The 25,367-nt window shown below is 56.7% G+C and carries 23 protein-coding genes, 2 tRNA genes and 2 rRNA genes; 20 read left to right on the top strand and 7 right to left on the bottom strand.

Going from position 1 to position 25,367, the window contains the following annotated elements; all coding sequences use genetic code 11:
- From P349_RS0124800 to dkgB, 4 genes are all read left to right on the top strand, one after another.
- Positions 1–100 (top strand): 23S ribosomal RNA (locus P349_RS0124800); the annotation flags it as partial.
- A 69-nt stretch (positions 101–169) separates the two neighbouring features.
- Positions 170–285, top strand: a 5S ribosomal RNA gene (rrf, locus tag P349_RS00615).
- Between the two features lie 56 nt (positions 286–341).
- Positions 342–418, top strand: a tRNA-Asp gene (locus tag P349_RS00620).
- A 160-nt stretch (positions 419–578) separates the two neighbouring features.
- Positions 579–1,382: a 2,5-didehydrogluconate reductase DkgB gene (gene dkgB, locus P349_RS00625; RefSeq protein WP_032646936.1), complete on the top strand. Its 804-nt coding sequence runs from the start codon at positions 579–581 to the stop codon at positions 1,380–1,382.
- 28 nt (positions 1,383–1,410) lie between these two features.
- On the opposite strand, the gene yafC is transcribed toward dkgB, so the two are convergent.
- Positions 1,411–2,316 carry a DNA-binding transcriptional regulator YafC gene (gene yafC / locus P349_RS00630; RefSeq protein ID WP_032646938.1) on the bottom strand — a complete coding sequence of 302 codons (906 nt, stop codon included), beginning with the start codon at positions 2,314–2,316 and terminating at the stop codon, positions 1,411–1,413.
- Positions 2,317–2,420: 104 nt separating this feature from the next.
- Here yafC and P349_RS00635 point away from each other — a divergent pair, with 104 nt between their 5' ends.
- From P349_RS00635 to P349_RS00645, 3 genes are all read left to right on the top strand, one after another.
- Positions 2,421–3,596 carry an MFS transporter gene (locus tag P349_RS00635; RefSeq protein ID WP_032646940.1) on the top strand — a complete coding sequence of 392 codons (1,176 nt, stop codon included), beginning with the start codon at positions 2,421–2,423 and terminating at the stop codon, positions 3,594–3,596.
- A 136-nt stretch (positions 3,597–3,732) separates the two neighbouring features.
- Complete coding sequence (locus P349_RS00640; RefSeq protein ID WP_032646982.1) at positions 3,733–4,530, top strand: endonuclease/exonuclease/phosphatase family protein; 798 nt, start codon at positions 3,733–3,735, stop codon at positions 4,528–4,530.
- A gap of 78 nt (positions 4,531–4,608) precedes the next feature.
- On the top strand, positions 4,609–5,382 hold the full coding sequence (locus P349_RS00645; RefSeq protein WP_032646941.1) for a class I SAM-dependent methyltransferase: 774 nt from the start codon (positions 4,609–4,611) through the stop codon (positions 5,380–5,382).
- 52 nt (positions 5,383–5,434) lie between these two features.
- Here the strand turns inward: P349_RS00645 and mltD are convergent, their stop codons facing one another.
- Positions 5,435–6,799, bottom strand: coding sequence for a murein transglycosylase D (gene mltD, locus P349_RS00650; RefSeq protein ID WP_032645479.1), 1,365 nt, complete (start codon positions 6,797–6,799; stop codon positions 5,435–5,437).
- Between the two features lie 68 nt (positions 6,800–6,867).
- Positions 6,868–7,626: a hydroxyacylglutathione hydrolase gene (gene gloB / locus P349_RS00655; protein ID WP_032646942.1), complete on the bottom strand. Its 759-nt coding sequence runs from the start codon at positions 7,624–7,626 to the stop codon at positions 6,868–6,870.
- A 32-nt stretch (positions 7,627–7,658) separates the two neighbouring features.
- On the opposite strand from gloB, the gene P349_RS00660 reads away from it, so the two are divergent.
- Positions 7,659–8,378, top strand: a complete 720-nt coding sequence (locus tag P349_RS00660; RefSeq protein WP_032646943.1) for a class I SAM-dependent methyltransferase — start codon at positions 7,659–7,661, stop codon at positions 8,376–8,378.
- Here P349_RS00660 and rnhA read toward each other — a convergent pair.
- Positions 8,375–8,953 carry a ribonuclease HI gene (gene rnhA, locus P349_RS00665; RefSeq protein ID WP_175557791.1) on the bottom strand — a complete coding sequence of 193 codons (579 nt, stop codon included), beginning with the start codon at positions 8,951–8,953 and terminating at the stop codon, positions 8,375–8,377. The two genes, P349_RS00660 and rnhA, sit on opposite strands and share 4 nt — an antisense overlap.
- Here rnhA and dnaQ point away from each other — a divergent pair.
- The 9 genes from dnaQ (at position 8,907) to P349_RS00710 (ending at position 18,001) form a co-directional block, all read left to right on the top strand.
- Positions 8,907–9,638 carry a DNA polymerase III subunit epsilon gene (dnaQ, locus tag P349_RS00670; RefSeq protein WP_055726119.1) on the top strand — a complete coding sequence of 244 codons (732 nt, stop codon included), beginning with the start codon at positions 8,907–8,909 and terminating at the stop codon, positions 9,636–9,638. The genes rnhA and dnaQ overlap by 47 nt on opposite strands.
- 132 nt (positions 9,639–9,770) lie before the next feature.
- Positions 9,771–9,847: transfer RNA gene (locus P349_RS00675), tRNA-Asp, on the top strand.
- A gap of 379 nt (positions 9,848–10,226) precedes the next feature.
- Positions 10,227–10,946: a FadR/GntR family transcriptional regulator gene (locus P349_RS00680; protein WP_024909454.1), complete on the top strand. Its 720-nt coding sequence runs from the start codon at positions 10,227–10,229 to the stop codon at positions 10,944–10,946.
- Positions 10,943–11,956 (top strand): ABC transporter ATP-binding protein, encoded by a 1,014-nt coding sequence (locus tag P349_RS00685; RefSeq protein WP_032646947.1) that lies wholly within the window; start codon positions 10,943–10,945, stop codon positions 11,954–11,956. The genes P349_RS00680 and P349_RS00685 overlap by 4 nt, the downstream gene beginning before the upstream one ends.
- Entirely contained in the window at positions 11,953–13,035 is a 1,083-nt protein-coding gene (locus tag P349_RS00690; protein ID WP_032646950.1) for an ABC transporter ATP-binding protein, read from the top strand. The genes P349_RS00685 and P349_RS00690 overlap by 4 nt, the downstream gene beginning before the upstream one ends.
- Before the next feature lie 2 nt (positions 13,036–13,037).
- Positions 13,038–14,552: an ABC transporter substrate-binding protein gene (locus P349_RS00695; protein WP_024909457.1), complete on the top strand. Its 1,515-nt coding sequence runs from the start codon at positions 13,038–13,040 to the stop codon at positions 14,550–14,552.
- Between the two features lie 18 nt (positions 14,553–14,570).
- Complete coding sequence (locus P349_RS00700; RefSeq protein WP_032646952.1) at positions 14,571–15,512, top strand: ABC transporter permease; 942 nt, start codon at positions 14,571–14,573, stop codon at positions 15,510–15,512.
- Between the two features lie 2 nt (positions 15,513–15,514).
- Positions 15,515–16,390, top strand: coding sequence for an ABC transporter permease (locus tag P349_RS00705; protein ID WP_032646954.1), 876 nt, complete (start codon positions 15,515–15,517; stop codon positions 16,388–16,390).
- A 9-nt stretch (positions 16,391–16,399) separates the two neighbouring features.
- Positions 16,400–18,001 carry a gamma-glutamyltransferase family protein gene (locus P349_RS00710; protein ID WP_032646956.1) on the top strand — a complete coding sequence of 534 codons (1,602 nt, stop codon included), beginning with the start codon at positions 16,400–16,402 and terminating at the stop codon, positions 17,999–18,001.
- Between the two features lie 57 nt (positions 18,002–18,058).
- On the opposite strand, the gene P349_RS00715 is transcribed toward P349_RS00710, so the two are convergent.
- Positions 18,059–18,829 (bottom strand): amidohydrolase, encoded by a 771-nt coding sequence (locus P349_RS00715; protein WP_032646957.1) that lies wholly within the window; start codon positions 18,827–18,829, stop codon positions 18,059–18,061.
- A 108-nt stretch (positions 18,830–18,937) separates the two neighbouring features.
- Positions 18,938–21,382: an acyl-CoA dehydrogenase FadE gene (gene fadE / locus P349_RS00720; RefSeq protein ID WP_032646959.1), complete on the bottom strand. Its 2,445-nt coding sequence runs from the start codon at positions 21,380–21,382 to the stop codon at positions 18,938–18,940.
- A gap of 239 nt (positions 21,383–21,621) precedes the next feature.
- Here fadE and lpcA point away from each other — a divergent pair, with 239 nt between their 5' ends.
- On the top strand, positions 21,622–22,200 hold the full coding sequence (gene lpcA, locus P349_RS00725) for a D-sedoheptulose 7-phosphate isomerase (protein WP_010427884.1): 579 nt from the start codon (positions 21,622–21,624) through the stop codon (positions 22,198–22,200).
- A gap of 46 nt (positions 22,201–22,246) precedes the next feature.
- The gene (locus tag P349_RS00730; protein WP_032646961.1) at positions 22,247–23,014 is read left to right on the top strand and encodes a class II glutamine amidotransferase; all 768 of its coding nucleotides are present in this window, start codon (positions 22,247–22,249) and stop codon (positions 23,012–23,014) included.
- Here the strand turns inward: P349_RS00730 and dpaA are convergent.
- Positions 22,985–23,725, bottom strand: coding sequence for a peptidoglycan meso-diaminopimelic acid protein amidase (gene dpaA / locus P349_RS00735; protein WP_024909462.1), 741 nt, complete (start codon positions 23,723–23,725; stop codon positions 22,985–22,987). The two genes, P349_RS00730 and dpaA, sit on opposite strands and share 30 nt — an antisense overlap.
- Positions 23,726–24,023: 298 nt before the next feature.
- On the opposite strand from dpaA, the gene P349_RS00740 reads away from it, so the two are divergent.
- Entirely contained in the window at positions 24,024–25,367 is a 1,344-nt protein-coding gene (locus tag P349_RS00740) for a Na(+)-translocating NADH-quinone reductase subunit A (protein WP_032646962.1), read from the top strand.

Here is a 25,367-nt window from a genome sequence, read left to right as displayed (position 1 = left end):
CCTGAAGGAACGTTGAAGACGACGACGTTGATAGGTCGGGTGTGTAAGCGCAGCGATGCGTTGAGCTAACCGATACTAATGAACCGTGAGGCTTAACCTTACAACGCCGAAGGTGTTTTGGCGAAGAGACAGACACGATTTTCAGCCTGATACAGATTAACAGAATTTGCCTGGCGGCTTTAGCGCGGTGGTCCCACCTGACCCCATGCCGAACTCAGAAGTGAAACGCCGTAGCGCCGATGGTAGTGTGGGGTCTCCCCATGTGAGAGTAGGGAACTGCCAGGCATCAAATTAAGTAGTAAGCCGGTGCATAAATCCGGTGGTTACAAGCAGTCTTCGGTGGAGCGGTAGTTCAGTCGGTTAGAATACCTGCCTGTCACGCAGGGGGTCGCGGGTTCGAGTCCCGTCCGTTCCGCCACTTATTAAAAGCCCTGAGTTAACGCTCAGGGCTTTTTTCTTATCTGACGTTTAATTATTGCGAAATCAGCAAAAATCCTCTGCGTTTTACGATCTTTTTCTCTATAACACCGCCAGCGATAATCGTCCTCAGTTTACGAACATAACGCTTGAGGAAAATTATGACTCTCCCTGCATTTGGTCTGGGCACATTCCGCCTGAAAGACGACGTTGTTATCGCATCAGTTAAAACCGCACTCGAACTGGGCTATCGCGCAGTTGATACGGCACAGATCTATGAAAACGAAGCTGCCGTTGGACAAGCTCTCGAAGAGAGCGGTGTACCGCGTAATGAGCTGTTCATTACCACGAAAATCTGGATTGAGAATCTCAGCAAAGACAAGCTGATCCCAAGCCTGAAAGAGAGCCTGAAAAAACTGCGTACTGACTACGTCGATCTGACGCTGATCCACTGGCCATCACCAAACGATGCCGTCTCCGTGGAAGAATTCATGCAGGCGCTGCTGGAAGCGAAAAAGCAGGGCTTAACCCGCGAAATTGGGATCTCCAACTTCACCATTCCGCTGATGGAAAAAGCCATTGCCGCTGTTGGCGCAGAAAATATTGCGACCAACCAGATTGAACTGTCTCCATACCTGCAAAACCGCAAAGTCGTGGACTGGGCAAAACAGCACGGGATCCACATCACGTCATACATGACGCTGGCCTACGGTAAAGCGCTGAAAGATGAAGTGATTACGCGTATCGCTGAGAAACATAACGCGACTGCTGCGCAGGTGATTCTGGCATGGGCAATGGGGGAAGGTTATGCCGTGATCCCATCATCAACTAAGCGTGAAAACCTGGCCAGCAACCTGTTAGCAACGGATCTTCAGCTGGATGCTGACGATAAAAAAGCGATCGCAGCCCTGGAGTGCAACGATCGTCTGGTTAGCCCGGAAGGCTTAGCGCCTGACTGGGACTGATATTAACCCCCCTCTGTACTCTAAACCCTCACACAGCTCCTCCGGGAGCTGTTTTTATATGTTCACTCAGGAAGTCAATAAAGGCCCGTATGCGCGTGCTCACCGCTCTGTCACTGTAATAGACTGCACTAAAAGGCATCTCTACCGGCAGACGCTTATCGGCCATTAACTCCACAAGTTCACCGCGCGCAATTTCTTTATCAATCATGTAATCCGATAAACAGGCGATGCCATTCCCGGTAAGGCACAGCTGCTTCAGCGTTTCCCCGCTGTTTGAGGATAATCCGCAGGTAATTTCATGAAGTTGACCATCATGACAGGCGACAGGCCAGGTGTTCAGCGACACCGGCTCCGTAAAGCCCAGGCACAGATGCTGCTTCAGTTCTTCAACCGTCTCCGGTTTACCATGTTCAGCAATATACTCTGGTGATGCGATAATTTTGCGGTAGCTGGCAAACAGAGGGCGGGCACGCAAGCTTGAATCGGTCAGGGTTCCTGCCCGGATAGCCACATCCACTTTACGCTCGATGAGGTTGATAAACGTCTCTGAGGAGACCAGAGAGAGCGTCATCTCCGGATAACGTTCGCGGAAAGGTTTAATCAGCGGCATCAGAAAGTGAAGCACCACCGGCGTGGCCGCATCAATGCGCAGTAACCCGCGCGGCGTGCTGCGGGTCTCCATAATCTCCGTCTCCGCTGCAGCCATCTCCTGCAGTACCGACTGCACGCGGCGAAAATAACGCTCTCCTTCTTCCGTCAGGCTCAGCTGCCGCGTCGTTCGGTTGAGCAGACTCACCCCAAGCTTCATCTCCAGCTTTTTTACCGAGCGGCTAATGGCTGAGTTAGCCTGTCCCAGTTGTTCGGCCGCGCGGCTAAAGCTGCCGCTTTCGACGACGGCGACAAAGATTGTCAGCTCTTCCGACGTTGCTTTCATTGTTGCACCACCTGCAAAATTCTATTGATATTTTGACCATTTTTGTTATTTAAGCACTGGCGCATACTGCCTGTCATCTTAATCCTGATGATACGGAGTATTTTATGCCACTGGCGCTTCTTGCCCTGACGATCAGTGCCTTTGCAATTGGCACGACCGAATTTGTTATCGTGGGGCTGGTTCCCACCATTGCTAACCAGCTTGCGATCTCGTTGCCCTCCGCCGGGCTGCTGGTGTCCATCTATGCCCTGGGCGTCGCCGTCGGTGCACCCGTGTTGACGGCCCTGACCGGACGTTTTCCGCGTAAGCAGCTGTTAGTCGCGCTGATGGTGCTGTTCACCGCCGGCAACGTGTTGGCCTGGCAGGCACCGGACTACACCACGCTGGTCATCGCTCGTCTGTTGACCGGCCTTGCACACGGGGTGTTCTTCTCGATTGGTTCCACTATTGCAACCAGCCTGGTACCCAAAGAGAAAGCGGCGTCTGCCATTGCGATCATGTTTGGCGGACTGACCGTCGCTCTTGTTACGGGCGTACCGCTGGGCACGTTTATCGGACAGCACTTCGGCTGGCGTGAAACGTTCCTGGCCGTCTCCTTACTGGGCGTCATTGCCCTGGTGACCAGCCTGCTGCTGGTACCGTCGAATATTCCTGGCCGGGCCAGCGCCAGCCTGCGCGATCAGTTGAAGGTGCTCACGCATCCGCGCTTACTGATCATCTATGCGGTCACGGCACTGGGCTATGGCGGCGTATTCACCGCCTTCACCTTCCTGGCACCGATGATGCAGGACCTGGCAGGCTTCTCCCCCAATGCCGTGAGCTGGATTTTGCTGGGATACGGTATTTCCGTTGCGATTGGCAATATCTGGGGCGGCAAGCTTGCGGATAAGCATGGTGCGGTACCGGCGCTGAAATTCATCTTCGCCGCCCTGGTTGTCCTGCTGATGATTTTCCAGTTCACGGCTTCGCTACACTACGCCGCGCTGGTCACGGTGCTGGTCATGGGGATCTTTGCCTTTGGTAATGTGCCCGGGCTTCAGGTTTACGTTGTCCAGAAAGCCGAGCTCTATACGCCAAATGCGGTGGATGTGGCATCGGGTCTGAACATTGCCGCATTTAATATTGGCATCGCGCTGGGCTCCATCATTGGCGGACAAACCGTAGCGCATGTTGGATTAACCCAGACCCCATGGATTGGCTCGGTGATTGTCCTGGTCGCCTTCCTGCTGATTGGCCTGAGTGGACGTCTTGATAAACCTGCTCGTGTCGCGCTGGGATAAAATCAGTAAGTGCTTGCTTACAAAACTGGAAAGCGGTTTCTCAGAAATTGCGTTGAAAGTATGACCTAAAGTCCCTATAACATTAGAACCAGTCCGTTTTCCGGGCTGGTTCATGTTACAGAGGCTGTTTCCAAAAGTGCGAAAAAATACCTATGCCATGCGTTATGTTGCCGGAATGCCCGCGGAGAGGATCTTGCCTCCGGGGTCATTTGCGAGCATAAGCCAGGCATTACCCGCCGGAACTCCGTTAAGCAGCGATGAAAAAATCCGTGTACTGGTGTGGAATATCTTTAAGCAGCAGCGTGCAGAGTGGTTATCGGTCCTCAAGAATTTTGGCAAAGATGCCCATCTGGTTCTGCTCCAGGAGGCGCAAACCACCCCTGAGCTTGTCCGGTTTGCCACCACGAACTATCTTGCCGCCGACCAGGTGCCTGCATTTGTTCTGCCGCAGCACCCCTCAGGCGTGATGACGCTTTCAGCAGCACATCCCGTCTATTGCTGTCCTCTGCGCGAACGTGAACCTATCCTGCGTCTGGCGAAATCGGCGCTGGTGACGGTCTATCCGCTGCCGGATACCCGTATGTTGATGGTCGTGAACATCCATGCGGTCAATTTCAGCCTGGGCGTGGATGTCTACAGTAAGCAGTTACTTCCCATTGGCGATCAGATTGCGCATCACAGCGGGCCCATTATTATGGCAGGCGATTTCAATGCCTGGAGCCGTCCACGCATGAACGCGCTGTATCGCTTTGCGCGCGAAATGTCGCTGCGTGAAGTTCGTTTTAGCGATGACCAGCGCAAAAAAGCCTTTGGTCGTCCTCTCGATTTTGTCTTCTATCGTGGTTTGAGCGTGCATGACGCCTCTGTTCTGGTGACGCGCGCCTCGGATCATAACCCTCTACTAGTTGAATTCAGTCCCGGCAAACCTGATTAATAATGGTGTGTCAGGTCTGCCGTGGGGCAGGCCTGCGCGGGTGCTGCCCTTTATTTTCCACTCACAAAGGACAGTACGATGACAACAACACACTCCCATCATGACAACGTAGAAAAACAGTTTGGTTCTCAGGCAAATGCCTATCTGAGCAGCGCCGTGCATGCTTCTGGCCGCGATCTGGTGCGTCTCGGTGAACGTCTGGCGGCATTCCCGCAGGCTCACGTGCTGGATTTAGGCTGCGGGGCAGGGCATGCCAGCTTTACGGCTGCACAGTATGTCGCGCACGTTACCGCGTATGACTTATCCAGCCAGATGCTGGACGTCGTTGCTGAGGCGGCGAAAGCGAAGGGGCTGGACAACATTGATACGCGTCAGGGCTATGCCGAATCATTACCTTTTGATGATGCGTCGTTTGAGGTGGTGATCAGCCGTTACTCCGCGCACCACTGGCATGATGTTGGCCAGGCATTACGCGAAGTCAAACGTGTTCTGAAGCCGGGCGGCATCTTCATTATTATGGATGTGATGTCTCCTGGACATCCGGTGCGCAATATCTGGCTGCAAACGGTGGAAGCGCTGCGCGACACCTCGCATGTGCAAAACTACGCCAGCGGAGAGTGGTTATCGCTTATCACGGAAGCGGGACTGATTACACGCGCGTTAATCACAGACCGTTTGCCGCTTGAGTTCAGCTCGTGGATCGCGCGTATGCGCACCCCGGAAGCATTAAGCCAGGCAATCAGGCTGTATCAGGAGAGTGCGTCCGCAGAGGTAAAGGCATACTTTGAACTGCAGGACGATGGTTCGTTTACCAGCGATACCATCATGGCTGAAGCGCAAAAAGCGGGATAAACAAAAAAGGCACCGAGGGGAATCGGTGCCTTTTTATCTTTCGATCGTGCTATCAGGAGTCTGGCGTCGCGCTGTTCTTCACAAACAGCGTCAGCTGGTCGCCAGGTTTCAGATTGTCAGTATCATTGTTCCAGCGCATCACATCCTTGATGTTCACGCCGTGTCGTTTTGCGATACTGGACAGTGAATCGCCCTTGCGCACGCGATAGGTAATGCTATCGCTGTTGCTGGCGAGACGCTGTGCGCTGCTACCTGCGCCTACCGTCAGAGTCTGACCCACTTTCAGGCCGGAGCTGCGCAGATTATTCCACTGCTGCAGATCTTTCGCATTCACGCCAAGACGTGACGCAATGCCCGAAAGCGTATCACCTGAACGAACCTTATAACTGCGGCTGTTAACTGATGAGACATCCGCGATCAGCGTTGACTGAACGGCGGCGATTTCACCCGAAGCTAAAGACTCACGTAACTGCTCAGCATGTTTCTGCGGAACCATTACATACTGCGGGCCACTTGCCCCCAGGGTTGAGCCTTTAACGCCAGCATTAAAGGTTTTCAATTTACTTACCGACATACCCGTCATATCAGCAACCTGTTGAATATCAACCGGATTGCTGAGGCGAACACGCGCCAGTGCACGACTTTCGTCTGGTGTTGGCAGTTGTACACCGTAACGCTTGCTGTTCTTGAGAATATCGCTCAATGCCAGCATTTTCGGTACGTAAATCTTTGTTTCCTGTGGCAGTGAGAGCGACCAAAAATCGGTGGATTTACCCCGTGCCTTATTCGCTTTCATTGCCTTCAGTACACGACCTTCGCCGCTATTGTACGCTGCGACCGTTAACAGCCAGTCACCGTCAAACATCTTGTTCAGACGTTGCATCATGTCGAGAGCGGCTGTCGTTGAAGCGACAACATCGCGACGCGCATCATAGTTGCGGGTCTGTTTCAGACCATAGTTTCGCCCGGTGCTCGGAATGATCTGCCAAATGCCTGCGGCATTGGCGCCAGACGTCGCGTGTGGGTCAAAAGCGCTCTCCACTATGGGTAGGAGTACCAGCTCCATAGGCATGTTACGTTTCTTAACTTGCCCGGCTATCCAGTACATATACGGCTCTGCCCGTAACGTTACATCGTGGAGATAGCTCTTATTACTTAAATACTTCTGTTTCTGTTCGCGAATCCGGGTATTTTCCGGAATTCCCATCTTTAGCTCGTCGCCAATAGAGGTCCACAAGTCTTGATCCTGCGCGAAAGATGTTCCATCGTCCATCCAGCGCGCCGAACTTGCAAACTTCCCTGCTTCCCCTTGACCAGCTGCAGAAAGGCTCTGTGCGTGCTGTTGTACGTTGCTGCCGTTCTGCGACTGGCAACCTACAAGCAGGACAGAGGCGAGTAATATCGCTTTTGCCTTCATGTGTGTGTCAATAGTTGCTTAAAAGACGAGCGATAATAACGGCGAAATTTTGAAAAGGCAACCCGCAATTATCTGAAGTTATCTTTCTTTGACCTTAACCATGCAAATCGCTGTTCTGGTTGTTGCAAATTTGTTTCTTGGTTAATTTTATTAATTAAATCAATATCATCTGTTCGTAAAAATAAATTAATTTGGCGCTCGTTTTTCAGAATTACGGGTAGTGTTTTTTGGTCTTTTGCACGTAACTCCTTCACTTTGTGATAATAATCCTGAATCGCCCGATCCTCGGGTAAGAGGCTCACGGCAAACTTCATATTTCCTAATGTATACTCATGGGCGCAACAAATAATGGTGTCATCGGGTAACGCATTAATCTTCTGTAAAGACTGGTGCATTTGAGCTGGCGTGCCTTCAAACAGTCTTCCGCAGCCTCCGGAGAACAACGTGTCGCCGCAAAAAAGATAAGGTTTACTGTAGAAACACAGATGTCCCAAAGTGTGACCTGGTGTTGCAAATACGGAAAACTCCCACTCGCGTATGAGGATAGTTTCGCCTTCTTCGACTACTTGCGTGACGCCCTTATCTTGTGCCTCCGCCGGTCCGTAAACCACCAGATGCGGAAAATGAGCGCGCAGTTCAGGCACGCCGCCAGTATGATCGTGATGGTGATGCGTCAACAGAATGGCTTCCGGCACCCAGTCGTTCTCTTTTATTGCGCGCAGAACGGGGGCGGATTCTCCGGGATCGACAATGACGCATCGGCGATCGTCGTCAACCAAAACCCAGATGTAATTGTCCTCAAAGGCTGGAATACTGATAAGATTCATACATTACCTCTTATAGCGTGGCGGGTGTTTTGATGAAACCGGCAAGGATACCTCAGACTGTCGCAGCACCGGAACGTTGGGCGGAATTGCCCTGGGGTGAATACTATCGCGAAGCGTTAGAACAACAGCTGAAGCCCTGGCTCGCGAAGATGTATGGCTTTCACCTGCTTAAGATTGGCAATCTCAGCGCGGAAATCAATACCGAAAGCTGCGCTATCTCGCATCAGGTCAACGTCTCTCTCGGCGGAGCGCCGGTTCAGGTGAAAGCAGACCCGTTGCATCTGCCGTTTGCAGAGAAATCCGTTGATGCCTGTTTGCTCGCCCACACGCTGCCCTGGTGCAGCGATCCGCATCGTCTGCTTCGCGAAGCCGATCGCGTGCTGATTGATGACGGCTGGCTGGTACTGAGCGGGTTTAATCCGCTAAGCCTGATGGGCCTGCGTAAGCTGGTACCGGTGCTGCGTCGGACGCCGCCTTACAACAGCCGGATGTTCACCATGATGCGCCAGCTCGACTGGCTTTCGCTGCTGAACTTTGAAGTGCTCTGCTACGGTGGTTTTCAGGTGCTGCCCTGGGCGCGGCAGGGGGGCGTTGTACTGAGTACCCACCTCCCCGCGTTGGGCTGTTTGCAGTTTATCGTCGCGCGTAAGCGAACCATTCCCCTTACGCTTAACCCCATGAAGCAGAGCAAGTCGAAAACGCCCATCCGCCAGACCGTCGGTGCCACGCGGCAGTACAAAAAAACCGATTAAACGTCGGGCTGATAGCCCGCATCTTCATGAGCGGGATTGGATGCCGCAGCACGCGCCAGTTCGTCGCAGCGTTCGTTTTCCGGGTGGCCTGCGTGGCCTTTAACCCACTCCCACTTAATCTGGTGCTGGCCCAGCGCAGCATCAAGACGTTTCCAGAGATCGACGTTCTTGACCGGTTTCTTATCGGCGGTTTTCCAGCCGCGTTTTTTCCAGTTGTGGATCCACTGGGTAATCCCCTGGCGCACGTACTGACTGTCGGTGCTTAACACCACGTCACAATGTTCTTTTAATGCCTCCAGCGCCACGATGGCCGCCATCAACTCCATCCGGTTGTTGGTGGTCAGAAAATAGCCTTCGCTAAAAGTTTTTTCGTGCTGGCGATAGCGCATAATCGCGCCGTAACCGCCGGGTCCTGGGTTACCGAGACAAGATCCATCGGTGAAAATTTCTACCTGTTTACGCATCTCTGGTAGACTTCCTGTATTCGAAACGTTCAGTAAAACGATAAGTCTGACATAAATGACCGCTATGAGCACTGCAATTACTCGCCAGATTGTCCTCGATACCGAAACCACCGGTATGAACCAGATCGGCGCGCACTACGAAGGGCATAAGATCATCGAGATCGGCGCCGTTGAAGTGGTGAACCGTCGTCTTACGGGGAACAACTTCCACGTCTACCTCAAACCCGATCGGCTGGTGGATCCGGAAGCGTTCGGCGTTCACGGGATTGCCGATGAGTTCTTGCTGGATAAGCCGACGTTTGCGGATGTCGCTGACGAGTTCCTGGAATATATCAAGGGTGCCGAGCTTGTCATCCATAACGCCTCGTTCGATATCGGCTTTATGGATTATGAATTCAGCAAGCTTAATCGTGATATCCCTAAGACGAACACCTTCTGTAAGGTGACGGACAGCCTGGCGCTGGCAAGGAAGATGTTTCCCGGCAAGCGTAACAGCCTGGATGCGCTCTGCTCGCGCTACGAGATAGACAATACCAAACGAACGCTCCACGGGGCGTTGCTCGATGCCCAGATCCTGGCGGATGTCTATCTGACGATGACCGGCGGGCAGACCTCAATGAAGTTCAGTATGGAAAATGAATCCCAGCAGACGCAAGGCGAAGCGGGCATTCAGCGTGTTGTCCGTCAGGCAAGCCGGTTGCGGGTTGTTTTAGCCAGTGATGAAGAGCTTCATAACCACGAATCCCGGCTTGATCTGGTCCAGAAGAAGGGCGGTAGCTGTATGTGGCGCGCCTGAAAAAACGCCGGAATGCCTGTAAAATCATCGTTTGGGCGATTTTTGCAGCAAACGATTCAAAACGCGAGAAAAAGCGTTGACGAGATCGGAGGCGCACCGTAATATGCGCCTCGTTCCCCAAACGGGAACAGTGGAGCGGTAGTTCAGTCGGTTAGAATACCTGCCTGTCACGCAGGGGGTCGCGGGTTCGAGTCCCGTCCGTTCCGCCACTATTCAGAAGGCCTGAATCAGAAATGATTCAGGCCTTCGTCGTTTCAGCATTCTGTAATCTCATCCCCTCAACTATCGTTAACAAAAAGTTAATATCTATGGTGCAATTAATTAACAATTGCACAAATATAGTGCGTTATCCGCACTGATATTGTGCATTTAACCACCGTTCCTCTCTTCAGACCTCAGTCAGAATGTGTCTTTCTGTAAAAATAATTCACGCAGAATCATTTGGTTATCTCCCGCTTTCCAAAAAATAACCGAACCAATTGCGTATTGGTTTGGTTATTGCTTAATCATTAGCACGATAAGCTTCATTCCATATCAATAACTTATCGTTAATAAAAATAAAATTATGATGAAAGCGAGCGAACCAATATGGAAAAACCGTCACGGTTTCTGGCCAATTCCAGCACCGCGCTTGAGCAGCTGCGCGGGCTAATCAACCAGCATGAGTCAACACCAGGCATACCGCTGCCCACGGAACGTGAGCTGTCGGACACTCTCGGCGTAGGGCGACGTGAAGTGCGTCGTGCGCTGGACGTGCTGGAAGAAGAGGGGCGCATCTGGCGTAAGCAGGGCAAAGGGACCTTTATTGGTCCGGCGGCACCTGTTGAACCGCTGGCCCTTCAGGGATTGGTTCAGCAGACCAACCTTCTGGAAGTGATGGAAGCTCGTCTACAGCTCGAACCCGGCTTAGCCCGGCTTGCGGCACTGCGTGCCACCAGGGAAAACCTCGCGCTCATGCAGCGCATGCTGGAACGCATCGATAAGGTCAGCCCGGATGACCGCGATCTCAACGAACTGTGGGATAGCGCCTTTCACCGGGCAATTGCCGAGGCGGCGGGCAACCGTCTGATGCTCGGCCTGTTTGATGCCATTGATGCAGTGCGGCGTGAACCGGGCTGGCAGCATCTGCGCGAGCTGGCGCGCACCCCCGAACGTGTCGACAGCTATAACGACCACCACCATAAGATCATGGCTGCGATTATCCATCGCCAGCCTAATGAAGCCGCGGCCGCCATGCGCGAACACCTGCTCAGCCTGCAAACCGCCCTGATTCAGGCGATCCACCTCGAGGACGACTTCACGCCATGACGACAATATCCTTTAAGGACGCCACGCCCGTATTGCGAGTGCAAAATCTCAACGTTACGTTTGCTGGCTCGCCGGTTAGCGTGCTTGATGGTATTTCTCTGACCGTTAGGGCAGGCGAAACGCTCGCGCTGGTGGGGGAGTCCGGCTGCGGGAAAAGTATCACCTCACTGGCGCTGATGGGGTTACTGCCCGCCAGCGCACGGATCGTCAGCGGGGAGATGCAGTTTCGCCGCCACGATCTGCGCAAGCTCTCACCGCGGGAATATGCCGATCTGCGCGGCAGCGAGCTGGCGATGATATTTCAGGAGCCGATGACCTCGCTCAATCCGGCGTTTACGCTCGGGGATCAGCTGAGTGAAGCGGTTATGCGCCATCAGAACGTCTCACGCGCAGAGGCGATGAGGGTCGCGCTGCAGATCCTCGAGAAAGTGCAGATCCCGGCGGCAGAGATGCGTCTCAAGGCTTACCCTCACCAGCTTTCCGGCGGCATGCGCCAGCGCGTGATGATTGCGATGGCGCTGATTAACCATCCCAAACTGCTGATTGCCGACGAACCCACCACCGCGCTCGACGTCACCATCCAGGCGCAAATCCTCGCCTTGCTCAACACTTTAAAAGAGGAAACCGGCACGGCGGTGCTGATGATCACCCACGATTTAGGCGTGGTGGCAGAAGTCGCCCAGCAGGTAGCGGTGATGTATGCCGGGCAGGTGGTGGAGCAGGGGAGCGTGGAGGCCATCTTTGCCGACCCGCAGCACCCGTACACCATCGGCCTGATGGGCTCGATCCCCTCGCTGGGGGCACGCAAGGGCCAGCTCTCCACCATTCCCGGCGCGGTCCCGCTCCCGGAATCCATGCCGAAAGGCTGTCGTTTCGCGACGCGCTGCCCGTTTGCGCAGACCCGCTGCCACGCTGAAAAACCGCAGCTCACCACGCTCGGCGCGGGCCATCAGGTCGCCTGCTTCCGCGTGCCGCTCGAACAGCACATTGCCCTGGGAGAAATCGCATGACCACGCCCATTCTTGAAGCCCGTGACCTCAGCAAGCTTTTCCCCGGCCCCAAAAAACTCTTTACTCCGGCACGGTTTGTCACCGCGGTCGATCGCGTTTCGCTTGCCGTGATGCCGGGCGAAACGCTGGCGATCGTCGGCGAGTCCGGCTCCGGAAAATCCACGCTTGGCCGTCTGCTGCTGCGCCTGCTGGCCGCCAGCGAAGGGCGCGTGTTTTACCAGGGGGAAGAGATCACGCATGCCTCGGGGGCGCGCCTCAATCAACTCCGGCGCGAGCTGCAGATCATCTTCCAGGATCCCTTCGCCTCCCTGAACCCGCGCATGACGGTGGAGCAGATCGTCGGCGAGCCGCTGTGGCTGCACCAGAACATGAAAAAAGCGGATCGCCAGTACCGCGTTGCCGAGCTGCTTAAAACCGTTGGCCTGCCCGCCGCCTGGGCCGGCCGGTATCCGCACGAGTTTTCCGGCGGGCAGCGCCAGCGTATCGGCATTGCGCGCGCGCTGGCCTCGGGACCGAAGCTGCTGCTGGGTGATGAGCCGGTATCCGCGCTGGACGTCTCCGTTCAGGCGCAGGTGGTCAACCTGCTGGAAAGCCTGAAGCACCAGCTGGGGCTGACGATGGTGATTGTCGCCCACGGCCTGGCGGTGATCCGCCATATGAGCGACCGCGTGGCGGTCATGTATCTTGGGCAAATCGTCGAGCTTGCCACCGTGGATGAGATTTTTGACGCGCCGCTGCATCCCTATACCCAGGCGCTGATCGCCTCGGCGCCGCAGATGCAGCCGGGCATTGAGCGAGATGCGCCGCTGCTGCAGGGGGATCTGCCCAACCCAGCCAGCCCGCCGTCCGGCTGTCGTTTCCACACCCGCTGCCCGTACGTCACCGACGAATGCCGCCAGGTCGAGCCGATCAATCAGGTGCTCGACGGCGGGCGTCAGGTTGCCTGCCACCGCTGGCAGGAGATCAACCGCGATCGCAGCGTTATCCAGATTGCACCGCCATCCGCCGCTTTTCTGCGCCGCCGCGCGCTGTTTGAACACGCGGCCACTCACTCGTCCCTTCCTTCAAGGAACTCATGATAATGACAATGCGTAATTCTCTTTTGACCGTACTGGGAAGTGTTATGTTGCTTGGCGCGGCGCTGCCCGCCCATTCTGAAAGCGTGCTGCGAATCGGTCTGGGCGCTGACCCGGACATGCTCGACCCGCATCTGGCGCGCACCTACTATGGCCGCTTCGTGTTTGCCTCCCTGTGCGACAGACTGGTGGACGTGGATGAAAATCTGAAGGTCGTACCCGGTCTGGCCAAAGACTGGGCGTGGAGTGCGGACGGTAAAACCCTGACGCTCAATCTGCGCGAAGGTGTGACCTTCCACGACGGTGAGAAATTCGATGCCGCCGCGGCAAAATACAACCTCGACCGCGCCCTGACCTTAAAAGGCTCCCTGCGTAAGAGCGAGATCTCCTCCGTTGAATCGGTCGAGGTCACCGGCCCGATGCAGATTGCGCTGCACCTGAAGACCCCCGATGCCGCGCTGCTGATGCAGCTCACCGACCGCGCGGGCGCGATGATGGCCCCCGAGGCGGCGAAAAAGCCTGACTTTGCCGCCCATCCCGTCTGTTCCGGCCCGTATAAATTCGACAGCCGCGTGTCCCAGGACCGTATTGTTCTGACCCGCTTCGACAACTACTGGAACAAAGACGCCTACCACTTCGACAAAATTATCTATCTGCCGATCCCGGATGCCTCTGTGCGCCTCGCGAACCTGCGTGCGGGCGATCTCGACCTGACCGAAGGCATCGCCGCCAGCGATGTGAAAACCGTCGAGGCTGACAGCAAGCTGGCGCTGGCAAAGGTAACGGGTCTGGGCTATCAGGGCATCACCTTTAACATCAACAACGGCAAGGTGCCTGCGAACGATCCGTTTAAGGATGCCCGCGTGCGCGAGGCTTTCTCGCAGGCTATCGACCGCGATGCGCTAAACCAGGTGGTCTTTGAAGGGCTCTACACCCCGGCCAACCAGGCGTTTTCACCGGTCAGCCCGTATCACGTTAACCTGCCGGTCCCGCCGCGTGACGTCGATAAAGCCAAAGCGCTGCTGAAAGCCGCCGGTGTGACCGCGCCGCTGACCGTCAACCTGCTGGTGCCGAACAACCCAACCTCGCAGCAGGTGGGGCAGGTATTGCAGGCGATGGTGGCCGAGGCGGGCTTCACCCTGAACCTGCAGATGACCGAATTCGCCACGCTGCTGGATCGCCAGCAGAGCGGAGACTATCAGCTGAGCTTCTCCGGCTGGTCGGGACGCCCGGATCCGGACGGCAGCATCTACGGCTTTATCAACAGCAAAGGCACCCTGAACGACGGCCGCTACAGTAACGCGCAGGTTGACGAATGGCTGACCCAGGCGCGCCAGAGCACCGACCAGGCCGCACGCCAGCCGCTGTACGACAAGGTGGTGAAGCAGCTGCAAACCGACATGCCGATTGCCTACCTCTACTTCGAGCCGCGTATTTTCGGCCTGAACAAAAGCGTGCAGGGCTTTAAGCCTTACCCGGACGGCATCGTGCGTCTGGCGGGTTTGACGCTGGCGAAATAACCGTCCTGAGGAGAGCCCATGCTGGAACTGATTTGCAAACGTCTGCTGCTGGCCGTCCCGACGCTATTGCTGGTGAGCATGATGGTGTTCGGGCTGCAAAAGCTGCTGCCCGGCGACCCGCTGATCGCCATGGCTGGCGAGGAGCGCGATCCGGCGGTCATCGCTCAGCTGCGTGCGGAACTGGACCTCGATGCGCCGATCCCCGTGCAGTATTTCCACTGGCTGACGCGGGCGCTGCAGGGGGATCTGGGCGTCTCCTTACGCACGCACGAGCCGGTGACGCAGCTGATTGCCAGCAAGCTGCCGGTCACGCTGGAGCTGTCCCTGCTGGCGATGATTATCGCGCTGGTGTTTGGCATCAGCATGGGGATCCTCGCGGCGGTGAACAAAAACAGCTGGGTCGATCACGGGGCGAACTTCGTGGCGATCTCGGGGATCTCGATCCCGCACTTCTGGCTGGGGATCCTGCTGATTCTGGTTTTTTCGGTGAACCTGCAGTGGCTACCCGCCTCCGGCTACGTGCCGTTCAGTGAAGATCCGATCCAGAACCTGCGTACGCTGCTGCTGCCCGCGTCCGTTCTCGGAACGGGCCTCGCGGCAACGCTGATGCGCCATACCCGCGCCTCGATGATTGCCGTGCTGAAAGCGGATTACATCCGCACCGCGCGCGCTAAGGGGCTGCTGCCGAAGGCGGTGATCTTAAAGCACGCGTTTCGCAACGCGCTGGTGCCGGTGATTACCCTCACCACGCTGCTGTTTGGCGAGCTGCTGGGCGGTGCGGTGCTGACCGAGCAGGTTTTCACCATTCCGGGCTTCGGCAAGATGATCGTCGACTCGGTATTCAACCGTGACTACGCGGTGGTGCAGGGTGTGGTGCTGATCGTGGCAATCGGCTTCCTGATGCTCAACCTGCTGGCCGACGTGCTCTACGTCCTTATCAACCCGAAAATGCGAGGTTAACCATGGCGGAACTGACGACGCAAACCGTTACGCCTGCACTCCCGCGCGCGCAGAACCGGGTGCTGAAGAAATTCCTCGGCAATAAAAGCGCGGTCATTGGCGCGGTGGTGGTGGGTTTCTTTGTGCTGGTGGCGCTGCTGGCGCCGTGGATCGCCCCGTTCGACCCGGTGAAAGCCAACTTCCTGGCGGTGCGCAAAGCGCCGTCGGCGATGTACTGGTTCGGCACCGACGAGCTGGGGCGCGACATCTTATCCCGCATTATCTGGGGGGCGAGAACCTCGCTGATGGCGGGCTGTATGTCGGTCGTTATTGCGGTGGTTATCGGCGTGCCGCTGGGGCTGGTGGCGGGCTACTTCCAGAAGATGTGGGACGGGGTGATCTCGCGCTTTATTGAGGCGCTGCTGGCCTGCCCGTTCCTGATCATGGCGATCGCGCTGGGGGCGTTTTTGGGCCCAAGCCTGACCAACGCGATGATCGCCATCGGTCTTTCCGCGATGCCGATCTTCGCCCGCCTGACGCGCGGCCAGGTGATCGCCATTCGCAACGAAGAGTATATCGACGGCGCGAGGGCAATTGGCCTGCCGGATCGCTGGATCATCATCAAGTACGTCCTGCCCAACGTGATGTCGCCGATCCTGGTGCAGGCCACGCTGGCGATTGCCTCGGCGATTATTGCCGAAGCCAGCCTGTCGTTTTTGGGGCTGGGGCAGCAGCCGCCAAATCCGTCCTGGGGCTCCATGCTTAACACCGCGAAAGGGTTTCTGGAGCAGGCCCCGTGGATGTCCATTTTCCCCGGCGTGGCGATTTTTCTTGCCGTGCAGGGCTTTAATTTACTCGGCGACGGGCTGCGCGATGCGCTCGAACCGCGCCATGACTAAGGAGTCATGATGACCAAAGCGCTTGATTTTACGTCCGGTTACGATTCACGCCGCCCGCCGATGCTGGGCCATAACGCGGTTGCGACGTCTCAGCCGCTGGCGGCGCAGGCGGGCATGAAGATGCTGCAGCTGGGCGGGAATGCCGTGGATGCGGCCATTGCCACCGCGATGGCGCTGACGGTGGTCGAGCCGACCGGCAACGGGATCGGCAGCGACGCCTTTGCCATCGTCTGGGACGGTGAAAAGCTGCACGGCCTGAACGCGTCCGGTCGTTCTCCTGCGAGCTGGCATGCGGATCTGTTTGCCGGAAAAACCGCGGTGCCGGAAATCGGCTGGGACGCGGTGACCGTGCCGGGCGCGGTATCCGGCTGGGTCGCCCTGGCGGAACGCTTCGGCACGCTGCCGCTGACTACGCTGGCGCAGCCCGCCATTGACTATGCGCGCAACGGTTTCCCGGTCTCGCCGCTGATTGGGCATCTGTGGCAGCGCGGTTATAGCAAGCTGAAAGATCAGCCGGGCTTCAGCGCCTGCTTCGCGCCGGAAGGCCGCGCCCCGCGCGTGGGGGAGATCTTCCGTAACCCGGCGCAGGCGAACTCGCTGGAGCTGATCGCCCGCACCAACGGCGAAGCCTTTTACCGTGGCGAGCTGGCGCAGAAAATTGCTGCTTTTGCCAAAGAACATGGCGCGCACCTGACGGCTGAGGATTTAGCCAACCATCGCGTGGACTGGGTAGAGCTGCTGTCGCGCGACTTCGCGGGCGGTTCGGTGCAGGAGCTGCCGCCTAACGGTCAGGGGATCGCCACGCTGATTGCGCTCGGCATTCTTGAGCAGTGCGGCATTGAGAAGCATCATCCGGATTCCGTGCAGTCTCTGCATCTCTCCATTGAGGCGATGAAGCTGGCGCTGGCGGATCTCGACCGCTACGTGGCGGATGAAGAACACATGGCGTTCGCGGCGAAAGAGCTGCTGAGCGACCATTACCTGAAGTCGCGCGCGGCGCTGATCAACCACGACAGCGCATCTGATTTTGTCTACGGTTCCCCGACGCAGAGCGGCACGGTCTACATCAGCACTGCAGATGCCAGCGGGATGATGGTCTCGTTTATTCAGTCCAACTATATGGGCTTTGGGTCAGGCATCGTGGTGCCGGATACCGGGATCAGCCTGCAAAACCGGGGCTGCGGGTTTGTGCTGGATCCGAATCACCCGAACGCGCTGGCGGGCAGCAAGCGTCCGTTCCACACCATCATTCCGGGCTTTGCGATGGACGGCAACGGTCAGCCGCTGATGTCCTTCGGCGTGATGGGCGGCCCGATGCAGGCGCAGGGACACATGCAGATGGCGCTGCGCATCATGCTGCACGGGCAAAACCCGCAGGCGGCAATCGACGCCCCGCGCTGGCGCGTGGTGCAGGGCAGGGAGGTGATCGTTGAATCGACGTTCGATCGCAACACGATTGCCGCGCTGCGCGCGCGCGGGCATCAGATCGTGGTGGAAGATCCGCTTCAGGACTACAACTTCGGCGGTGCGCAGGTGATTTACCGCCTGCCGGAAGGGCACTACGTGGCCGCGACGGAAAGCCGCAAGGACGGGCAGGCGCTGGTGAGTTAGAAAGAAGCGGGCAACATTTGTAGGCCGGGTAAGGCGTAGCCGCCACCCGGCTTTTATTCACCCAATGCTAAACGGATCCGCATCCTGCCACGCAGGAAACTTCTCCCGGTACTCTTTCAGCGCGGTCAACGACAGCTCGGCATCAATACGCGTCGCCTGATGCGGTTCGGCGGTGGCAATAATCTCGCCCTGCGGATTCACCACCCGACTGTCGCCGCGGTAGTGATGTCCGTTGCCGTCCGTTCCCACGCGGTTACAGCCCACCACGTACGCCTGGTTCTCAATCGCGCGAGCCACCAGCAGCGACTGCCAGTGCAGGGAGCGCGGCGCAGGCCAGTTGGCGACATACAGCGCCAGGTCGTAATCGTTGCGGTTACGCGACCACACCGGGAAGCGCAGGTCGTAGCAGACCAGCGGCAGAATACGCCAGCCGCGCCACTCGAACACCACGCGCTCGTTGCCCGCTTCATAGTGATGATGCTCATCCGCCATGCGGAACAGGTGGCGTTTATCGTAAAAATGCACTTTCCCTTCCGGCTCCACCAGCAGGAAGCGGTTCACCGGCCCGCGTTCGGTTTGCAGGGCGGCGCTCCCGGCAATCAGCGCGTTGGTCTGCTGCGCTTTGACATGCATCCAGGCGACCACCTCATCCTGCGGCATTGACTGCTGTGCCGCTTCCATGGCGAAGCCGGTCGTGAACATCTCCGGCAGGACAATCACATCACGCCCGGTAATGCCTTCCAGTTGACGATCAAAGTGGCGCAGGTTGGCGGGGCCATCCATCCACACTAAAGGTTGCTGCAAAATAGAAATCTTCAGACCAGGCACAATTCAGACTCCTCAAACGACCACTTTTTGACACTGTAGCACGACATAACGAGAAAATGTGGCAATAAAAAACCCCGCGCGAGGCGGGGTTTGTATAAGCGAAACGCGTTACGCCGCTTCAGGTTTACGGTGCTTCTCCGGGAGCTTTACCGGCTGCGTCGCCAGCTCGTCCGGTTCGAAATCATCCACGTTAATACTGCGCAGCCGGCTCTCTTCGGCTTTCACCAGCAGAGCGGCTTCATCTTTATTGATAATGCCACCGGCGAGTGCCTGTTTTGCCAGTTCGTCCAGACGGGTAAACGGCAGGTTTTTGCCCAGCTGTTTACAGATCTTCTGGTGAATCGGATCGGCAGCCATCACGTCCAGCAGCGCTTCTTCCAGCAGACCCACCGGGTTATGCGGCGTCGGCGTCAGATACTGACCGCGACCGATGCGGGAGCGGGTTGCGCTCGGAACCTGCAGGATCTTCGCCACTTTGTGGTCCAGCTTGTCGGACGGCGCCAGGTGGTGACGACCGGTCGGGAAGATCACCACGCGCAGGGCGCCTGCCACGAAGCGGTTCGGGAAGTTCGCCAGCAGATCGTCAATCGCCTGTTCAGCCTGATACATCGCATCCTGCACGCCCCAGTGCACCAGCGGCAGATCCGCTTCCTGACGGCCTTCATCGTCGTAACGTTTCAGGACCGCAGAGGCCAGGAAGATCTGGCTCAGCACATCGCCCAGACGGGCAGAGATACGTTCGCGACGCTTCAGGCTGCCGCCCAGCACCGCCATGGAAACGTCAGAAAGCAGGGCCAGGTTGGCGCTCAGACGGTTCAGATGCTGGTAATAACGTTTGGTCGCATCGCCGGTCGGCGTCGCGCTGGTAAGACCGCGCGTCAGGCCCAGCCAGAAGCTGCGCACCTTGTTGCTGCCCACGTGACCGATATGTTTGAACAGCAGCTTATCGAAGGCATCCACGTCGTTGTTCTGCGCGGCGGCCATCTCTTCCAGCACGTAAGGATGGCAGCGAATCGCGCCCTGACCGAAGATCATCATGCTGCGAGTCAGGATGTTTGCCCCTTCCACGGTGATGGCAATCGGTGCGCCCTGATAGCCGCGCGCCAGGAAATTGCCTTCGCCGAGCATAATGCCTTTACCACCTGCGATATCCATCGCGTCAATGATTGACTGCTGCGCGCGGTGGGTACAGTGGTACTTCACAATGGCGGACAGTACGGCCGGTTTTTCGCCCAGCATAATGCCGTAGGTAATCAGCGTGGCGGCGGCGTCCATCACGTAGGCGTTGCCCGCAATACGCGCCAGCGGCTCTTCGATACCTTCCATCTTGCCGATGGAGATTTTGAACTGACGACGGATGTGAGCGTAAGCCCCAATCCCCATCGCGACCGACTTCAGACCGCCGGTTGAGTTCGACGGCAGGGTAATGCCGCGGCCCACCGACAGACATTCCACCAGCATACGCCAGCCCTGACCGGCCATTTTCGGACCGCCGATGATGTAGTCAATCGGCACAAAGATATCCTTGCCGCGGGTCGGACCGTTCTGGAACGGCACGTTCAGCGGGAAGTGACGACGACCAATCTCGACGCCTGGGGTAGAAGTTGGGATCAGCGCACAGGTAATGCCCAGATCTTCTTCGCCGCCCAGCAGTTTTTCCGGGTCAGAGAGCTTAAAGGCCAGACCCAGCACGGTGGCGATAGGCGCCAGGGTGATATAACGCTTGTTCCAGGTCAGGCGCATGCCCAGCACCTGTTCGCCCTGCCATTCGCCCATGCAGACCACGCCGGTATCCGGGATCGCGCCCGCATCTGAGCCTGCTTCCGGGCTGGTCAGCGCGAAGCACGGAATTTCCTGACCGCGTGCCAGACGCGGCAGGTAGTGATCTTTTTGCTCTTCGGTACCGTAATGCTGCAGCAGTTCGCCCGGCCCTAAGGAGTTAGGCACGCCAACGGTAATCGCCAGGATCCCGGAAACGCCCGCCAGCTTCTGCAGGACGCGAGCCTGAGCGTAAGCGGAGAACTCCAGACCGCCGTACTCTTTCTTGATGATCATCGCGAAGAAGCGATGCTCTTTCAGGTACGCCCACAGCTCTGGCGGCAGATCGGCCATTTCGTGGGTGATGGCAAAGTCGTTCGCCATGCGGCACGCTTCTTCCACCGGGCCGTCAATAAAGGCCTGTTCTTCCGCGGTCAGGCGAGGCTGCGGATAGTTATGCAGCTTTTTCCAGTCCGGATTGCCCTGGAACAGGTCGCCTTCCCACCAGGTAGTGCCCGCATCAATCGCTTCTTTCTCGGTACGCGACATTGGCGGCATCACTTTGCGGAAGCCTTTGAACACCGGCGCAGAGATCATGGATTTACGCATCGGCGCCAGGTTAAACGGCAGAAGAATGATGGCAAGAGGGACTAAAAGCCAGATATTCCAGAGACCTGCGACGCCAAGCGCAGCCGTCCAGGCCAGAAGAATCAGGCTGCTCAGGAATAAACTTACGCGGTGATAGAACAACACACCGAGCAGAACAACGGTTGCGAGAATGCTCAAAATCATCATAAAGAAAAGCTCCCTTGCTTGTAGGAGGTCTGACCACTTGTGATGATATGGTTGTAGTTGATGTAAATTCCTTTAGCAATGTGTTTACAAAATAATTACAACCTGGTTCACATTGTTCGTGTTTTAGCCGGCACAAAAAATCAAAACGCCGGACGATTCGCATGGCTTTAGCTTCTCGCTTTTCGCGCTATCCGGTACACTCCACTGTGTTATTTCATCAATACTGAAGGATTATCCTCATGTACCAGGATCTTATTCGTAACGAACTGAACGAAGCGGCGGAAACGCTGGCGAACTTTCTGAAAGATGATGCCAATATTCACGCTATTCAGCGCGCAGCGGTCCTGCTGGCCGACAGCTTCAAAGCCGGTGGCAAAGTGCTCTCCTGCGGTAACGGCGGTTCCCACTGCGACGCGATGCACTTCGCAGAAGAGCTGACCGGACGCTATCGCGAAAACCGCCCGGGCTACCCGGCGATTGCGATTTCCGACGTGAGCCACATCTCCTGCGTAGGCAACGACTTCGGTTACGACCACATCTTCTCCCGCTACGTTGAAGCGGTAGGCCGTGAAGGCGACGTGCTGTTGGGGATTTCTACCTCCGGCAACTCCGGCAACGTGATCAAAGCGATCGCCGCCGCGCGTGAAAAAGGGATGAAAGTCATCACCCTGACGGGTAAAGATGGCGGTAAGATGGACGGTACGGCGGATGTTGAAATTCGCGTTCCGCACTTCGGTTATGCTGACCGTATTCAGGAAATTCACATCAAAGTGATCCACATCCTGATCCAGCTGATCGAAAAAGAGATGGTTAAGTAAGACTTCGCTGGGGGCACTCTTGCCCCCGCTGTTGTGGAGGTGACGTATGTGCGAACTGCTCGGGATGAGCGCCAATGTGCCAACCGATATCTGCTTTAGTTTCACCGGGCTGGTTCAGCGCGGTGGAGGAACCGGGCCGCATAAAGACGGCTGGGGCATCACCTTCTACGAAGGCAAAGGGTGTCGCACGTTCAAAGATCCACAGCCCAGCTTTAACTCACCGATTGCCAAACTGGTGCAGGACTACCCCATCAAGTCCCGCTCGGTGATCGCCCACATCCGTCAGGCTAACCGTGGCGAAGTGGCGCTGGAAAATACCCATCCGTTTACCCGCGAGCTGTGGGGCCGTAACTGGACCTATGCGCACAACGGGCAACTCACGGGCTATAAGTCGCTGGAGACGGGCAATTTCCGCCCGGTCGGCGAAACGGATAGCGAAAAAGCCTTCTGCTGGCTGCTGCACAAACTGACGGAGCGCTATCCCCGCACGCCCAGCAACATGGCTGCCGTGTTCAAATACATCGCGACGCTGGCGTCTGAACTGCGTGAAAAAGGCGTGTTCAACATGCTGCTCTCTGACGGCCGCTATGTGATGGCGTTCTGCTCGACGAATCTGTTCTGGATCACCCGCCGTGCGCCGTTTGGCGTGGCGACGCTGCTGGATCAGGATGTGGAGATAGACTTTCAGAAGGAGACCACACCGAACGATGTGGTCACAGTCATTGCAACGCAGCCGCTGACGGGCAACGAAACCTGGCAAAAGATTATGCCAGGCGAGTGGGTGCTATTTTGTCTCGGGGACCGTGTAATTTGACGCCAGCTGTGGATGGACGACTTCGTGGCTCAGCGGTTTGCTGACCACGTAACGGCCATCGACGATAGAGACCACCGGCGGCTTGTGGGTCTGCTCAAAGTAGTCGTAACCTGGCTTCAGCTGTTTCCAGAAATCCGCGTAGTATGAGTACTTGTGACGCGCCATGTTGGCGTCCGTCATGCGGAACGGATAGATGCTGACCTGTACGCTAGGCTGTCCAAAGACCAGCGCGCCGGTCACGAACTGGAATATCTCATCAATGCCGGAATCGGTCATCGCATAACAGCCGATAGACACGCAGGCACCGTGAATCATCAGGTATTTACCTTCATAACCGTGAGCACGGTCATAGGCATTCGGGAAGCCGATGTTAATGGCTTTATAGAAGCGACTGTCAGGCTTGAGCTGGCTGCGCTGAACGTTGTAGAACCCTTCCGGACTTTTGAAGTCGCCCTGACGCTGTTTTGGCCCCAGTCCGCCGGAGTAGTTACAAATTTTGTAACTATCAAGCAGCTGATAGGTCTCGCCCATTTTCACAAACAGATCGAGAGTGCGTTCTTCCTTGAAGATTTGAATATAAACCGGCGATCCCATTAACTGCTGTTTATATTCCTTGCTGACCGGCGTCGTTGAGCTATTACTGCTGAGCAGTCCGGCAAACGACATGCACGGAATCAGAAGCATCGCAATGAACAATGCGATTTTACGCATACTACTAGTTCCTTGATAAAACCATGACCAACTTGCCAGGACGGCAAAAGAGACCCGAAATCAGATTATTCTGTTAGGAGCGCTCACATTAGCACCGCTATAGATTTTCGCAAGAGCCGGGCGGTGAGTTTACAAATTAGTTTTACTTTATAAACCATCAAAATCGCGATGGCTCCAGGAACTTTGCGCATTAGCTCGCAATTTGGCGCGCGCGACGGCGGATTCCCTGCCCGCGAGAAGGGGAAAATGTTACACTTTGCGCCCATTGGATTGTTGTTCATGGAAACCTGCTAACCACATGTTTAAAATAAAAAAAGGACTTGATCTGCCGATTGCAGGCGTGCCCGCGCAGCACGTTTCGACAGGCGCAAGCGTTCATCATGTCGCCATTGTGGGCGACGACTACCTGGGAATGCGACCTTCTATGTTGGTACAGGAAGGCGATCGCGTGATCAAAGGACAGGCGCTCTTTGAGGACAAAAAAAATCCCGGCGTGATGTTCACGGCCCCCGCAAGTGGCACCGTTGTGGCGATTAACCGTGGCGAACGACGCGTTCTGCAGTCGGTGGTTATTCGCATTGAAGGCAACGAACAGCGTGAATTCGCCCATTACGATGCCGCAGACCTCGCGTCGCTGAGCCGTGACGCCGTTCAGGCTCAGCTTCTGGCGTCCGGTTTATGGACCGCGCTTCGTACGCGTCCCTTCAGCAAATCCCCTGTTCCGGGCACGGAACCGGCCGCGATTTTCGTCACGGCCATCGACACCAATCCGCTTAGCGTGGACCCGCAGCCGGTTATCCTGGCACAGCGCAAAGCCTTCGATGCCGGATTGACCGTTTTAACCCGCCTCACGTCAGGGAAAGTCCACGTTTGCCAGGCCGGCGGCGGCAAGCTTGGCGGGCATCCGCAGGGGCAGGTCACGTTTAATGAGTTTGCTGGCCCGCATCCGGCGGGTCTGGTCGGAACGCACATCCACTTTCTTGAGCCGGTAAGCCTGACGAAACGGGTCTGGCATCTGAATTATCAGGACGTCATCGCCATCGGAAAGCTTTTTACTACGGGTGAAATCTGCGCGGAACGCGTCATCGCCATCGGCGGGCCGCAGGCTGCACACCCGCGCCTGGTGAAGACGCTGCTGGGCGCAGACATCAATGAACTGCTGGTGGGGGAAAACAAAGAGGGTGAAAACCGCCTGATTTCCGGTTCGGTCCTCAGCGGACGCCATGCTGCCAATGCGCACGCGTATCTGGGACGTTTCCATCTTCAGGTCAGCATTGTGCAGGAAGGGCGTGAGAAAGAGCTGTTCGGCTGGGTGCTGCCCGGTGCGGAAAAATATTCCGTCACCCGCACCACGCTGGGCCATTTCCTGCGTAATAAGCTGTTTAGCTTCTCGACCAGTACGCACGGTGGCGAGCGCGCCATGGTCCCGATTGGTAACTACGAGCGCGTCATGCCGCTGGATATTCTGCCGACCATGCTGCTGCGCGATTTGCTCGCCGGTGATACCGACAGCGCGCAGGCGCTGGGCTGTCTGGAGCTGGACGAAGAAGATCTGGCGCTCTGTACCTATGTCTGTCCGGGCAAATACGAATATGGACCGGTATTGCGCGAGGTGTTAACCCGCATTGAGCAGGAAGGATAA

Source organism: Enterobacter sp. DC4, from assembly GCF_000568095.1.
Lineage (GTDB): Bacteria > Pseudomonadota > Gammaproteobacteria > Enterobacterales > Enterobacteriaceae > Enterobacter > Enterobacter pseudoroggenkampii.
Note: the sequence above shows the minus strand (reverse complement) of the source record. Positions and strands in the feature narration are given on the sequence as shown.

Bases quoted from the DNA above. Each gene is read 5' to 3' on its own strand.
- P349_RS00685 (WP_032646947.1), top strand. From the start codon at position 10,943: ATGACGACAATATCCTTTAAGGACGCCACGCCCGTATTGCGAGTGCAA.
- dpaA (WP_024909462.1), bottom strand. From the start codon at position 23,725: ATGCGTAAAATCGCATTGTTCATTGCGATGCTTCTGATTCCGTGCATG.
- mltD (WP_032645479.1), bottom strand. From the start codon at position 6,799: ATGAAGGCAAAAGCGATATTACTCGCCTCTGTCCTGCTTGTAGGTTGC.
- dnaQ (WP_055726119.1), top strand. From the start codon at position 8,907: ATGAGCACTGCAATTACTCGCCAGATTGTCCTCGATACCGAAACCACC.
- P349_RS00705 (WP_032646954.1), top strand. From the start codon at position 15,515: ATGGCGGAACTGACGACGCAAACCGTTACGCCTGCACTCCCGCGCGCG.
- yafC (WP_032646938.1), bottom strand. From the start codon at position 2,316: ATGAAAGCAACGTCGGAAGAGCTGACAATCTTTGTCGCCGTCGTCGAA.
- P349_RS00690 (WP_032646950.1), top strand. From the start codon at position 11,953: ATGACCACGCCCATTCTTGAAGCCCGTGACCTCAGCAAGCTTTTCCCC.
- lpcA (WP_010427884.1), top strand. From the start codon at position 21,622: ATGTACCAGGATCTTATTCGTAACGAACTGAACGAAGCGGCGGAAACG.
- P349_RS00645 (WP_032646941.1), top strand. From the start codon at position 4,609: ATGACAACAACACACTCCCATCATGACAACGTAGAAAAACAGTTTGGT.
- dkgB (WP_032646936.1), top strand. From the start codon at position 579: ATGACTCTCCCTGCATTTGGTCTGGGCACATTCCGCCTGAAAGACGAC.
- P349_RS00680 (WP_024909454.1), top strand. From the start codon at position 10,227: ATGGAAAAACCGTCACGGTTTCTGGCCAATTCCAGCACCGCGCTTGAG.
- P349_RS00635 (WP_032646940.1), top strand. From the start codon at position 2,421: ATGCCACTGGCGCTTCTTGCCCTGACGATCAGTGCCTTTGCAATTGGC.
- gloB (WP_032646942.1), bottom strand. From the start codon at position 7,626: ATGAATCTTATCAGTATTCCAGCCTTTGAGGACAATTACATCTGGGTT.
- P349_RS00660 (WP_032646943.1), top strand. From the start codon at position 7,659: ATGAAACCGGCAAGGATACCTCAGACTGTCGCAGCACCGGAACGTTGG.
- P349_RS00710 (WP_032646956.1), top strand. From the start codon at position 16,400: ATGACCAAAGCGCTTGATTTTACGTCCGGTTACGATTCACGCCGCCCG.
- P349_RS00700 (WP_032646952.1), top strand. From the start codon at position 14,571: ATGCTGGAACTGATTTGCAAACGTCTGCTGCTGGCCGTCCCGACGCTA.
- P349_RS00740 (WP_032646962.1), top strand. From the start codon at position 24,024: ATGTTTAAAATAAAAAAAGGACTTGATCTGCCGATTGCAGGCGTGCCC.
- P349_RS00695 (WP_024909457.1), top strand. From the start codon at position 13,038: ATGACAATGCGTAATTCTCTTTTGACCGTACTGGGAAGTGTTATGTTG.
- fadE (WP_032646959.1), bottom strand. From the start codon at position 21,382: ATGATGATTTTGAGCATTCTCGCAACCGTTGTTCTGCTCGGTGTGTTG.
- P349_RS00730 (WP_032646961.1), top strand. From the start codon at position 22,247: ATGTGCGAACTGCTCGGGATGAGCGCCAATGTGCCAACCGATATCTGC.